The organism is Rubellimicrobium rubrum (assembly GCF_006152115.1).
Classification (GTDB): Bacteria; Pseudomonadota; Alphaproteobacteria; order Rhodobacterales; family Rhodobacteraceae; genus Rubellimicrobium; species Rubellimicrobium rubrum.
The window spans coordinates 24,601-36,038 of record NZ_VDFU01000034.1 but is presented as its reverse complement, the minus strand read 5'-3'; the positions used below and the strand labels follow the sequence as shown (position 1 = coordinate 36,038).

Here is an 11,438-nt window from a genome sequence, read left to right as displayed (position 1 = left end):
CTGCGCTTCGCCATTCGCGAAGGCGGCCGTACCGTCGGCGCCGGCGTGGTGTCGAAAATCCTGGCGTGATCGCCGCTTGACTCTGGCGAGGGCGCGCGCTAGACGCGCGCCTTCAGCATTATTGACGACCGGTCCGAAGTGGCCCGGCAATCCCGCCGGTTCACCTCTCGACCGTTTTCAGCCTTGAAAGGCAAACTCATGGCCGGCAATAGCCAGACCATTCGCATTCGCCTCAAGGCGTTCGACTATCGTGTGTTGGACGCCAGCACCGCCGAGATCGTGTCGACCGCCAAGCGCACCGGCGCTAATGTCCGTGGGCCCATTCCGCTTCCGAATAAAATCGAGAAGTTCACTGTTCTCCGCGGCCCGCATATCGACAAGAAGTCTCGCGACCAGTTCGAGATCCGGACGCATAAGCGGCTTCTCGACATCGTAGATCCGACTCCGCAGACCGTGGACGCGCTCATGAAGCTCGACCTGGCAGCCGGCGTCGACGTCGAGATCAAGGTCTGAGGTGGCTGACATGCTTCGTTCGGGCGTCATTGCAAAGAAGGTGGGCATGACCCGCCTGTTCCTGGAAGACGGAAAGCAGGTTCCTGTGACTGTCCTTCAGCTGGATAATGTACAGGTCGTCGCGCAGCGCACGGTCGAGAAGGATGGCTACACTGCCGTCCAACTCGGCGCGGGCAAGGCCAAGGCCAAGAACACGTCGCAGCCCATGCGCGGTCACTTCGCCAAGGCCAGCGTGGAGCCCAAGCGCAAGATCGTCGAGTTCCGGGTCACCCCCGAGAACCTGATCGGTGTCGGCGAGGAGATCATCGCGGCCCACTACTTTGCTGGCCAGTATGTGGATGTATCCGGCACATCCATCGGCAAGGGATTTGCCGGTGTCATGAAGCGGCACAATTTCGGCGGTCTCCGTGCCTCGCATGGCGTGTCCGTGTCGCACCGCTCGCACGGTTCCGTGGGCCAGTGCCAGGATCCTGGCCGTATCTTCAAAGGCAAGAAGATGGCCGGGCATATGGGTACGGCGCGGGTGACCACGCAGAACCTGCAAGTTGTGCGGATTGACACCGACCGTGGCCTGGTGATGGTCAAGGGCGCAGTTCCGGGCACCAAAGGCGGCTGGGTTACCGTGAAGGATGCGGTCAAGAAGCCCGCATCCGAGAACGTGATCAAGCCGGCTGCCCTGCGCTCCGCCGAGCGCGAGGCCAAGCGGCTCGCCGAGGAAGCTGCAGCGCAGGCTGCGGCCGAAGCCGAAGCCGCGGCGCGTGCAGCGGCAGAAGCGGAGCAGGCCGCCATCGAGGCTGCTGAAGCCGCTGCCAACGAAGCTCCGGCCGGCGACACCGCCGCCGATGAGGGGAGCAAGGACTGATGCAAGCCCAAGCCATCACCCTGACCGGCGAAGCCGTCGGGACCGTGGAGCTGGACGACGCGATCTTCGGCCTTGAGCCGCGCGCCGACATCCTGCACCGCGTCGTCCGCTGGCAACGTGCCAAGGCTCAGCAGGGGACTCATTCCACCCTTGGCCGTTCCGAGGTCAGCTACTCGACCAAGAAGATCTACCGCCAGAAGGGGACCGGTGGCGCCCGCCACGGGGACAAGGGCGCGCCGATCTTCCGGCACGGGGGCGTTTACAAGGGTCCCAAGCCCCGCAGCCATGCTCACGACCTCAACAAGAAATTCCGTAAGCTCGGTCTCATGCATGCGCTCTCCGCCAAGGCGCGCGCTGGTGAGCTGGTCGTGGTCGAGAACTTGGATGTCGCGGACGCGAAGACGCGCGTTCTGGCTCGACAGCTGGAAAGCCTCGGTTGGAAGCGTGCGCTCGTAATCGATGCGGCCGTCAACGAGTCATTTGCCCGTGCCGCCCGCAACATCGAGACCTTGGACGTGCTGCCTGCTATCGGCGCTAACGTCTACGACATCCTGCGTCGTGACACGCTCGTGCTCACCCGCGCCGGTGTCGAAGCTCTGGAGGCTCGCCTGAAATGACTGCCACTCCCGCGCAATATGACATCATTCGCCGTCCGATCATCACCGAGAAGGCGACTCTTGCATCAGAGTCGAACGCCGTGGTGTTCGAAGTTGCGTCCGAAGCGACAAAACCGCTGATCAAGCAGGCGGTCGAGGCGCTGTTCGGTGTCAAGGTGAGGGCTGTCAACACGGTCGTGACCAAGGGCAAGAGCAAGCGTTTCCGGGGTCGCCTCGGCACCCGGAACGACGTCAAAAAAGCTTACGTGACTCTCGAAGAGGGCCATACGATTGACGTTTCCACCGGCCTCGCGTAAGGGGCCGCTGACCTGACCGGCCCCGGGCAAAGCCCCGGGGCCTCTTCTTTCTAACCGGGGACCTTTGGGGCCCTTCATATCAGAGACGGACCTGTAGAGGTCCGCAAAGCAGACGGAAGACAGAAAGCATGGCACTCAAGTCGTACAAGCCGACGACGCCTGGCCAGCGAGGGCTGGTTCTGATCGACCGTTCGGAGCTTTGGAAAGGACGCCCCGTCAAGTCATTGACGGAAGGTCTCACAAAGACCGGCGGCCGGAACAATACCGGGCGGATCACGATGTGGCACAAGGGTGGCGGCGCTAAGCGCCTCTACCGAGTCGTCGATTTCAAGCGTCGCAAGTTCGACGTTCCAGCGACTGTGGAGCGAATCGAATACGACCCGAACCGGACGGCCTTTATCGCGCTGATCCGGTACCAAGATGGTGAGCAGGCTTACATTCTCGCACCGCAGCGGCTCGCGGTCGGCGACACAGTCGTTGCTGGCAGCAAGACCGACGTGAAGCCGGGCAATGCGATGCCTTTCTCCGGTATGCCGATCGGCACGATCGTCCATAACGTCGAGATGAAGGCGGGGAAGGGTGGGCAGATTGCCCGCGCCGCGGGCACTTATGCCCAGTTCGTGGGGCGTGACGGCGGATATGCCCAGATCCGGCTTTCTTCGGGTGAGCTCCGGGCCGTTCGCCAGGAGTGCATGGCGACCATTGGCGCCGTGTCGAACCCGGACAACTCGAACCAGAACCTCGGCAAGGCGGGCCGGTCGCGTCACCTCGGCATTCGTCCAACCGTCCGCGGTGTTGCGATGAACCCGATCGATCACCCGCATGGTGGCGGCGAAGGCCGGACATCGGGCGGTCGTCACCCGGTCACGCCGTGGGGCAAAGGCACCAAGGGTAATCGCACCCGCAACCCGAATAAGGCGTCGACGAAGCTCATCCTTCGTTCCCGTCACGCGAAGAAAGGCCGCTGATCCATGTCGCGTTCCGTTTGGAAAGGCCCCTTTGTCGATGCTTATGTCCTGAAGAAGGCAGAAGCGTCGCGGGGCGCCGGCCGCAACGAGGTCATCAAGATCTGGTCGCGCCGTTCCACCATCCTGCCCCAGTTCGTGGGGCTCACCTTCGGCGTCTATAATGGCAAGAAGCATATTCCGGTGAACGTCACCGAGGACATGATCGGCCAAAAGTTCGGTGAGTACTCGCCGACGCGGACCTACTACGGCCACGCCGCCGACAAGAAAGCCAAGAGGAAGTAAGCCATGGGTCAGGAGAAGAATCCGCGCCGCGTGGCGGACAATGAGGCCATGGCGAAGTCGCGCATGCTGCGCACCAGCCCGCAAAAGCTCAACCTTGTTGCCGCGCTCATTCGTGGGAAGAAGGTCGAAAAGGCGCTAGCCGATCTCACTTTTTCGAAGCGCCGCATCGCTGGCGACGTGAAGAAGTGCCTCCAGTCTGCGATCGCCAACGCAGAGAACAACCACAACCTCGACGTGGACTCGTTGATTGTGGCCGAGGCCTGGGTCGGGAAGAACTTGACGATGAAGCGGGGGCGTCCGCGCGCTCGCGGCCGGTTTGGCCGCATCGTGAAGCCGTTCTCGGAACTCACCATTACCGTCCGGCAGATGGACGCGGTCCAGGGGGAGCAAGCCTGATGGGCAACAAGGTCAATCCGATCGGCATGCGTCTCCAGGTCAACCGTACCTGGGACAGCCGCTGGTTCGCGAACTCCAAGGATTTCGGTGATCTCCTTCTCGAAGACATCCGGATCAAGGATTTCATCAAGAAGGAAGCCAAGGCCGCCGGCATTAGCCGCGTCATCATTGAGCGTCCTCATCGGAAGTGCCGCGTTACGATCCACGCCGCTCGTCCTGGTGTGATCATTGGAAAGAAGGGCGCGGACATCGAGACGCTGCGCCGTAAGCTGGCAGCGCTCACCAAGTCGGAACTGCACCTCAACATCGTCGAAGTCCGCAAGCCCGAGCTGGACTCCGCACTGGTCGGCGAGAGCATTGCGCAGCAGCTCGAACGTCGGGTCTCGTTCCGTCGCGCGATGAAGCGTGCGGTGCAGAACGCGATGCGCATGGGCGCCCTGGGCATCCGCGTGAATCTGTCCGGTCGTCTGGGCGGAGCCGAGATCGCCAGGACCGAGTGGTACCGGGAAGGCCGCGTGCCCCTGCATACGCTTCGGGCTGACATCGACTATGCGCTGAGCGAAGCCGAGACGCCCTACGGGATCATTGGGATCAAGGTCTGGATCTTCAAGGGCGAGATCATGGAGCACGATCCGCAGGCTCGCGACCGCAAGGCTGCTGAGCTGCAGGACACGGCCGTGCCGCGGGGCGCACGTCCCGAGCGTCGCGACCGTGATCGCTGAGGAGTAGAGAGAAATGCTGCAACCGAAGCGCACTAAGTTCCGCAAGCTGCACAAGGGTCGGATCCATGGCGATGCCAAGGGCGGTTCGGACCTGAACTTCGGCACCTACGGCCTGAAGGCTACGGAGCCGGAGCGGGTGACCGCGCGTCAGATCGAGGCCGCACGTCGTGCCTTGACGCGACATATGAAACGTCAGGGCCGCGTCTGGATCCGTGTTTTCCCGGATGTGCCTGTCACGTCCAAGCCTATCGAAGTCCGTATGGGCAAGGGCAAAGGCTCCGTCGATTATTGGGCCTGCCGGGTCAAACCCGGCCGGATCATGTTCGAGGTTGACGGGGTCCCCGAAGATGTGGCAAGGGAAGCCCTCCGACTCGCGGCGATGAAGCTGCCGGTAAAAACGCGCACCATCGTCCGTGAGGACTGGTAAGGAATTCTTCGGGGGCCCCGATGGCGGGGCCCCTGTCCATTGGAAAAGCGACGGCCCCGTTCAGCGGCGTCTGTTGACTTCTGACGAGGATAAACGGCGATGAACGCCAAGGACCTTCGCGGGCAGACGCCCGACCAGCTGCGCGACCAGCTCGCCAGCTTGAAGAAAGAGAGCTTCAACCTTCGCTTCCAGCAGGCGACGGGGCAGCTTGAGAACAGCTCGCGCATGCGGCAGGCGCGCCGCCAGGCCGCTCGCGTTCTGACCATCCTGAACCAAAAGGCGGCCCAGGCCGCGCAAGAGGCCTGAGACCCATGCCCAAGCGCATCCTTTCGGGCGTCGTGACCTCTGACAAGAACGACAAGACCGTGACCGTTCTCGTGGAGCGTCGCTTCACCCATCCCATTCTGAAGAAGACCATTCGTCAGTCGAAGAAATATCGGGCTCACGACGAAAACAACGTGTTCAAGGCTGGTGATGCGGTTCGCATCATCGAATGCGCTCCGAAGTCGGCTTCGAAGCGCTGGGAGGTTCTCGTGGCCGAGCAGGCCTGAGATCTGACCGAACCAATCGAAACCCTGGGGATACGGGTCTAGACCCCCCCACAGGTCGGGAGAAACCACATGATCCAGATGCAGACCAATCTGGATGTCGCTGACAACTCCGGCGCCCGCCGGGTTCAGTGCATCAAGGTCCTGGGCGGATCGCACCGGCGCTACGCGTCGGTGGGCGACGTTATCGTCGTATCCGTCAAGGAAGCAATTCCGCGTGGCCGCGTCAAGAAAGGCGACGTTCGTAAAGCGGTGGTCGTTCGCACCGCCAAGGAAGTTCGTCGCGACGACGGTACGACGATCCGCTTCGACCGGAACGCTGCCGTCATCCTGAACAACCAAGGTGAGCCGGTCGGAACCCGTATCTTCGGGCCGGTCGTGCGTGAGCTGCGTGCCAAGAACTTTATGAAGATCATTTCGCTTGCTCCGGAGGTGCTGTGATGGCTGCCAAACTCCGCAAGGGTGATCGGGTCGTCGTGCTTGCTGGCAAGGACAAAGGCAAGACAGGCGAGATCGAGCAGGTTCTGCCCAAGGACAACCGGGCCGTGGTGAACGGCGTGAATGTTGCCATCCGGCATGTCAAGCAGTCGCAGACGACCCAAGGCGGTCGCCAGCCCAAGGCAATGCCTATCGACCTGTCGAACCTAGCGCTGGTCGATGCGAATGGTAAGGCGACCCGTGTCGGCTTCCGGTTCAACGAGGACGGCACGAAGGTTCGCTTCGCCAAGACCACGGGAGACGTGATCTGATGCTTGATGCTGCCACTTATACCCCGCGTCTCAAGGCTGATTACAAGGCCCGGATTCGCGCCGCACTCAAGGAAGAGTTCGGCTACAAGAATGACATGCAGATTCCGAAGCTCGACAAGATCGTGCTAAATATCGGGGCCGGGTCCGAGTCCGTTCGGGACTCTAAGAAGGTGAAGTCTGCTCAGGACGACCTGTCCACGATCGCCGGCCAGCGCGCGGTTGTGACCAAGGCGAAGAAGTCGATCGCGGGCTTCCGCGTTCGTGAGGAAATGCCGCTCGGCACCAAGGTCACCCTTCGGGGTGACCGGATGTACGAGTTCCTGGACCGCCTGATCTACGTGGCGATGCCGCGTGTTCGGGACTTCCGCGGCGTGTCGGGCAAGTCTTTCGACGGACGGGGCAACTATGCCACCGGTTTGAAGGAGCACATCGTGTTTCCTGAGATCAACTTCGACAAGGTCGACGAAGTCTGGGGCATGGACATTGTCATTTGCACCACCGCGAAGACCGACGCGGAGGCCAAGTCGCTGTTGAAGCACTTCAACATGCCGTTCAACAGCTGAGCCGCGGGAGAGAAGCACCATGGCCAAGAAATCCATGATCGAACGCGATAAGAAGCGTCAACGTCTGGTGGAGCAATTTGCCACCAAGCGGGCGGCGCTCAAGGCTGTCGCGAGTGACCAGTCCGTCTCCGTGGAAGAGCGTTTTAAGGCGACCCTGCAGCTTGCAGAACTGCCGCGTAACTCTTCTGCCACCCGTCTGCGCAACCGCTGCCAGCTGACCGGCCGCCCGCGCGCCTATTACCGCAAGCTGAAGATCAGCCGGATCATGCTGCGCGAGCTTGGCTCGAACGGCGAGATCCCCGGTCTGGTGAAGTCGAGCTGGTAAGGAGGTCAACATGAACGATCCTATCGGCGATATGCTGACCCGCATCCGCAACGCTCAGTCCCGCGGAAAGAACAGCGTGGTGACCCCTGCATCCAAGCTTCGGGCTCGTGTGCTCGATGTGCTCCGGGATGAAGGTTACATCCGAGGCTATGAGGCCGCCACTTCCGTGGCCGGTCATCCTGAGCTTCGGATCGAACTGAAGTACTACGAAGGCACGCCCGTGATCCGGGAGATCAAGCGTGTCTCGAAGCCCGGCCGCCGCGTCTACTCCGGGGTCAAGGAGCTTCCCAGCGTCCGTCAGGGCCTTGGGGTCTCGATCGTGTCCACGCCCAGGGGCGTGATGTCTGATGCACATGCGCGCGCTGCCAATGTCGGTGGCGAAGTGCTGTGCACCGTGTTCTGAGGAGGGCTGGATGTCACGAATCGGCAAGAAGCCCGTTCCGCTGCCGGCTGGCGTCACCGCCACCATCAGCGGCCAGAGCATCGAAGTGAAGGGCCCGAAGGGCACCCTGTCTTTTAAGGCGACCGACGACGTAACCCTCACCCAAGAGGAAGGCGCCGTTGCCGTTCAGCCGCGTGGTACGTCCAAGCGTGCCCGTCAGCAGTGGGGCATGTCCCGGTCCATGGTGGAAAACCTGGTGACCGGCGTGACACAAGGCTTCAAGAAGGAGCTGGACATCACTGGGGTGGGATACCGCGCCACGATGCAGGGCAACGTCCTTAAGCTCGCCTTGGGCTACTCGCACGATGTCAACTACGAGCCGCCCGCCGGCGTCAAGATCACGACGCCGTCGGCTCGTAACGACGTCATCGTCGTAGAGGGCATCGACCCCCAGCAGGTCGGCCAGGTTGCGGCTGAGATCCGCGAATGGCGGGGTCCGGAGCCGTATAAGGGCAAGGGTATCCGTTACCGGGGCGAGTTCATCTTCCGCAAGGAAGGCAAGAAGAAGTAAGGAACGCACATCATGGCCAGCACGAAGCTCGAGCTGTTCCAGAAGCGCCGGATGCGCGTTCGGAACAAACTCAAGTCGGTGAATGGCGGCAAGCTTCGGCTTTCCGTTCACCGTTCCAACAAGAACATCTCGGTCCAGCTGATCGATGACGCTCGGGGTGTGACGCTCGCGTCCGCCTCGACCCTCGAGAAAGACTTGGGCCTTGTGGGCAAGAACAACGTCGAAGCGGCGGCAAAGATCGGTGCGACTATCGCCGAGCGTGCTAAGGCCGCTGGCGTAACGCAAGCCTACTTCGACCGTGGCGGCTTCCTGTTTCACGGGAAGATCAAGGCTTTGGCCGAGGCCGCCCGTGAAAACGGCCTGACGATCTGAGAGGCATCATGGCAGAACGTGAACAACGTCGCGATCGTCGGGACCGCGAAGACGCAAATCCCGAGTTCGCTGATCGCCTCGTCGCGATCAACCGCGTCTCCAAGACCGTGAAGGGGGGCAAGCGTTTCGGCTTCGCCGCGCTCGTGGTCGTAGGTGACCAGAAGGGCCGCGTAGGCTACGGCAAGGGTAAGGCCAAGGAAGTGCCCGAGGCGATCCGCAAGGCCACCGAACAGGCCAAGCGCAGCCTGGTGCGCGTACCTCTTCGGGAAGGCAGGACCCTGCACCACGACATCGAAGGGCGTCATGGCGCCGGTCGCGTCGTGATGCGGACCGCGGTTCCGGGGACCGGCATCATCGCCGGCGGACCGATGCGCGCCGTGTTCGAGATGCTCGGGCTGCAGGACGTCGTGTCCAAGTCGCTCGGCTCGAACAACCCGTACAACATGATCCGCGCGACCATCGACGGCCTGACCAAGGAGGCGTCGCCCCGGTCCGTGGCTCAGCGTCGTGGCAAGAAGGTTGCGGAGATCCTCCGCCAGCCCGAAGCCGAAACGCAAGCAGTGGAGGCCTGATCGATGGCAAAGACGATTGTCGTCCAGCAGATTGCCTCTGGGGCTCGTCGCCCAGCTGTGCAGCGCCAGACCCTTATAGGTTTGGGGCTGAACAAGATGCGCAGAACTCGCGAGCTCGAGGACACCCCCTCGGTCCGTGGTATGGTGAATGCCGTCCCGCATCTCGTCAAGATCGTCGAGGAGCGTGGTTAGAACCCTTGAGGCGCGGCCCAGGTGCCGCGCCGTTCGTTTCCCGTGTGCGTCTGGCCTGTCGCTCGGCCCGACGTCTCCGGCCATAGGAGTAGCGACATGAAATTGAATGAACTCCGCGACAATCCTGGTGCGTCCAAGAAGAAAGTGCGGGTTGGACGCGGCCCTGGTTCCGGCGTCGGTAAGACGGCCGGTCGCGGTATCAAAGGTCAGAAATCCCGTTCAGGCGTTGCCATCGGCGGGTACGAGGGCGGTCAGATGCCGCTCTACATGCGTCTTCCCAAGCGGGGCTTCAACAAGCCGAACCGCAAGGAATATGCAGTGGTCAACCTCGGCCTGATCCAGAAGTTCATCGACTCGGGTCGCATTGACGCCGGTCAGCCGATTACCGAGGAGGTCCTCGTGTCCTCCGGGGTTCTTCGTCGTGCGCGTGACGGCATCCGGGTACTGTCGAAGGGTGAAATCACTTCGAGCGTAACCATCAATGTGACGGGAGCGTCGGCAGGCGCAGTCGCGGCGGTCTCAGCAGCCGGTGGCACGCTGACCGTTTCCCGGGCGACCGAGTCGGCGGAAGACACCGCCGCGTGAGACATGGGGGCATCCCCGTTTCCACTCGCGTCCAACTCGGATAAGGTTCATACAGCGCCGCCGCCGGAGCCCCGGTCGGCGGCGCAGTCTTGACGGAGAAAGCCATGGCATCGGCAGCGGAACAGATGGCCTCGAACATGAGCTGGGCGGCCTTTGGCAAGGCGACCGAGCTCAAGCAGCGGATCCTTTTCACGATCGGTCTGCTCATCGTCTATCGTCTAGGTACCTACATCCCAGTGCCAGGCATTGATGGCGCTGCGCTTCGGGACTTTATGGAAGGGGCGGGTGCCGGGCTTGGCGGTATCCTGTCGATGTTCACCGGCGGTGCTCTTTCGCGCATGGGGATCTTTGCGCTTGGGATCATGCCCTACATCTCGGCTTCCATCATCATCCAGCTTGTCGCGTCGATGTACGAGCCGTGGAAGAACCTGAAGAAGGAAGGTGAGCAGGGTCGAAAAAAGCTGAATCAGTACACCCGCTACTTCACGGTCCTTCTAGCCACGTTCCAAGCCTACGGGATGGCGGTCAGCCTTGAAGCGGGCGATCTGGTTGCAAACCCTGGTCCTTTCTTCCTGGCAGCGTGCGTCGTCACGCTTGTTGGAGGGACGATGTTCCTGATGTGGATCGGGGAGCAGATCACGTCTCGGGGCATCGGCAACGGGATTTCCCTGATCATCTTCGTCGGTATCATCGCCGAGGTTCCAGCCGCCCTCGCGCAGTTCCTGAGCCAGGGCCGGACCGGCGCGATCAGCCCGCTGACCATCCTGCTCATCATTTTGATGGTAATCGCGACGCTTGCGTTCGTCGTGTTCATGGAACGTTCCCTCCGGAAGATCCACATTCAGTACCCGCGCCGGCAGGTCGGCATGAAGGTCTATGATGGCGGATCGTCGCACCTGCCGATCAAGGTCAACCCGGCAGGGGTCATCCCGGCGGTCTTCGCGTCGGCTTTGCTCCTGCTGCCCTCGACTATCGCCACCTTCTCACATTCGACCTCAGGGCCGATCATGTCGACGTTCCTGGCCTATTTCGGGCCAGGGCAGCCGCTGTACCTGCTGTTCTTCACCGGCATGATCGTGTTCTTCACCTACTTCTACACCCATGAGGTGGCGTTCAAGACGGACGAGGTGGCCGAGAACTTGAAGAACCAGAACGGCTTCGTGCCAGGTATCCGTCCTGGTAAGCGGACGGCTGACTATTTCGAGTATGTGGTGAATCGCATTCTCGTTCTGGGTTCGGCGTATCTGGCTCTTGTCTGTCTGCTGCCCGAAATACTGCGCAGTCAACTCGCGGTGCCGTTCTACTTCGGGGGTACCTCGGTGCTGATCATCGTGTCCGTAGGCATGGACACGATCCAGCAAATCCAGTCTCATCTCTTGGCGCACCAGTACGAGGGGCTGATCGAGCGATCACAGCTTCGCGGACGTGGGAAGGCAAGGCCGCCACGGTCGGGCGGACCTGCCAGGCGTTGAGGAGTCGGAGTTGGGGGTACGTCG

The 11,438-nt window shown here is 61.8% G+C and carries 23 protein-coding genes; all 23 read left to right on the top strand.

The annotated features are described in order from the left end of the window. On the top strand, positions 1–69 hold a 69-nt coding region (locus FHG66_RS23015; protein ID WP_134059749.1), incomplete at its 5' end, for an EF-Tu C-terminal domain-related protein. A 129-nt stretch (positions 70–198) separates the two neighbouring features. Beyond that, a complete protein-coding gene (gene rpsJ / locus FHG66_RS18645) occupies positions 199–513 on the top strand; it encodes a 30S ribosomal protein S10 (RefSeq protein ID WP_139078564.1) in 315 nt (104 codons plus the stop codon). A 10-nt stretch (positions 514–523) separates the two neighbouring features. Next, positions 524–1,375 carry a 50S ribosomal protein L3 gene (gene rplC / locus FHG66_RS18640; protein ID WP_139078563.1) on the top strand — a complete coding sequence of 284 codons (852 nt, stop codon included), beginning with the start codon at positions 524–526 and terminating at the stop codon, positions 1,373–1,375. After that, positions 1,375–1,992, top strand: coding sequence for a 50S ribosomal protein L4 (gene rplD, locus FHG66_RS18635; protein WP_139078562.1), 618 nt, complete (start codon positions 1,375–1,377; stop codon positions 1,990–1,992). Before rplC ends, rplD begins: the two co-directional genes overlap by 1 nt. Beyond that, entirely contained in the window at positions 1,989–2,288 is a 300-nt protein-coding gene (locus tag FHG66_RS18630) for a 50S ribosomal protein L23 (protein WP_139078561.1), read from the top strand. The genes rplD and FHG66_RS18630 overlap by 4 nt, the downstream gene beginning before the upstream one ends. A 128-nt stretch (positions 2,289–2,416) precedes the next feature. Beyond that, positions 2,417–3,256: a 50S ribosomal protein L2 gene (rplB, locus tag FHG66_RS18625; RefSeq protein WP_139078560.1), complete on the top strand. Its 840-nt coding sequence runs from the start codon at positions 2,417–2,419 to the stop codon at positions 3,254–3,256. A 3-nt stretch (positions 3,257–3,259) separates the two neighbouring features. Continuing rightward, positions 3,260–3,538 carry a 30S ribosomal protein S19 gene (gene rpsS, locus FHG66_RS18620; RefSeq protein ID WP_139078559.1) on the top strand — a complete coding sequence of 93 codons (279 nt, stop codon included), beginning with the start codon at positions 3,260–3,262 and terminating at the stop codon, positions 3,536–3,538. A gap of 3 nt (positions 3,539–3,541) precedes the next feature. Beyond that, the gene (rplV, locus tag FHG66_RS18615) at positions 3,542–3,934 is read left to right on the top strand and encodes a 50S ribosomal protein L22 (protein ID WP_139078558.1); all 393 of its coding nucleotides are present in this window, start codon (positions 3,542–3,544) and stop codon (positions 3,932–3,934) included. Beyond that, positions 3,934–4,656, top strand: coding sequence for a 30S ribosomal protein S3 (gene rpsC, locus FHG66_RS18610; protein WP_139078557.1), 723 nt, complete (start codon positions 3,934–3,936; stop codon positions 4,654–4,656). The genes rplV and rpsC overlap by 1 nt, the downstream gene beginning before the upstream one ends. 13 nt (positions 4,657–4,669) lie before the next feature. Then, positions 4,670–5,083, top strand: coding sequence for a 50S ribosomal protein L16 (gene rplP / locus FHG66_RS18605; protein ID WP_139078556.1), 414 nt, complete (start codon positions 4,670–4,672; stop codon positions 5,081–5,083). Positions 5,084–5,182: 99 nt separating this feature from the next. Continuing rightward, entirely contained in the window at positions 5,183–5,389 is a 207-nt protein-coding gene (gene rpmC / locus FHG66_RS18600) for a 50S ribosomal protein L29 (RefSeq protein WP_139078555.1), read from the top strand. 5 nt (positions 5,390–5,394) lie between these two features. Beyond that, positions 5,395–5,634, top strand: a complete 240-nt coding sequence (gene rpsQ, locus FHG66_RS18595) for a 30S ribosomal protein S17 (RefSeq protein WP_139078554.1) — start codon at positions 5,395–5,397, stop codon at positions 5,632–5,634. A 69-nt stretch (positions 5,635–5,703) separates the two neighbouring features. After that, on the top strand, positions 5,704–6,072 hold the full coding sequence (gene rplN, locus FHG66_RS18590) for a 50S ribosomal protein L14 (protein ID WP_139078553.1): 369 nt from the start codon (positions 5,704–5,706) through the stop codon (positions 6,070–6,072). After that, positions 6,072–6,380 carry a 50S ribosomal protein L24 gene (gene rplX / locus FHG66_RS18585; RefSeq protein WP_139078552.1) on the top strand — a complete coding sequence of 103 codons (309 nt, stop codon included), beginning with the start codon at positions 6,072–6,074 and terminating at the stop codon, positions 6,378–6,380. Before rplN ends, rplX begins: the two co-directional genes overlap by 1 nt. Next, positions 6,380–6,943, top strand: coding sequence for a 50S ribosomal protein L5 (gene rplE / locus FHG66_RS18580; protein WP_139078551.1), 564 nt, complete (start codon positions 6,380–6,382; stop codon positions 6,941–6,943). The genes rplX and rplE overlap by 1 nt, the downstream gene beginning before the upstream one ends. Before the next feature lie 19 nt (positions 6,944–6,962). Continuing rightward, positions 6,963–7,268, top strand: a complete 306-nt coding sequence (rpsN, locus tag FHG66_RS18575) for a 30S ribosomal protein S14 (RefSeq protein WP_139078550.1) — start codon at positions 6,963–6,965, stop codon at positions 7,266–7,268. Between the two features lie 10 nt (positions 7,269–7,278). Next, positions 7,279–7,671 carry a 30S ribosomal protein S8 gene (gene rpsH, locus FHG66_RS18570; RefSeq protein WP_139078549.1) on the top strand — a complete coding sequence of 131 codons (393 nt, stop codon included), beginning with the start codon at positions 7,279–7,281 and terminating at the stop codon, positions 7,669–7,671. A 10-nt stretch (positions 7,672–7,681) separates the two neighbouring features. After that, entirely contained in the window at positions 7,682–8,221 is a 540-nt protein-coding gene (gene rplF / locus FHG66_RS18565) for a 50S ribosomal protein L6 (RefSeq protein WP_139078548.1), read from the top strand. 12 nt (positions 8,222–8,233) lie between these two features. Continuing rightward, positions 8,234–8,593, top strand: coding sequence for a 50S ribosomal protein L18 (rplR, locus tag FHG66_RS18560; protein ID WP_139078547.1), 360 nt, complete (start codon positions 8,234–8,236; stop codon positions 8,591–8,593). An 8-nt stretch (positions 8,594–8,601) separates the two neighbouring features. Beyond that, positions 8,602–9,165 (top strand): 30S ribosomal protein S5, encoded by a 564-nt coding sequence (gene rpsE / locus FHG66_RS18555; RefSeq protein ID WP_139078546.1) that lies wholly within the window; start codon positions 8,602–8,604, stop codon positions 9,163–9,165. Positions 9,166–9,168: 3 nt separating this feature from the next. After that, a complete protein-coding gene (rpmD, locus tag FHG66_RS18550; RefSeq protein WP_139078545.1) occupies positions 9,169–9,357 on the top strand; it encodes a 50S ribosomal protein L30 in 189 nt (62 codons plus the stop codon). 96 nt (positions 9,358–9,453) lie between these two features. Continuing rightward, positions 9,454–9,942 carry a 50S ribosomal protein L15 gene (rplO, locus tag FHG66_RS18545; protein WP_139078544.1) on the top strand — a complete coding sequence of 163 codons (489 nt, stop codon included), beginning with the start codon at positions 9,454–9,456 and terminating at the stop codon, positions 9,940–9,942. Positions 9,943–10,046: 104 nt separating this feature from the next. Beyond that, positions 10,047–11,414: a preprotein translocase subunit SecY gene (gene secY / locus FHG66_RS18540; protein ID WP_139078543.1), complete on the top strand. Its 1,368-nt coding sequence runs from the start codon at positions 10,047–10,049 to the stop codon at positions 11,412–11,414. The last annotated feature ends 24 nt before the right edge of the window (positions 11,415–11,438 follow it).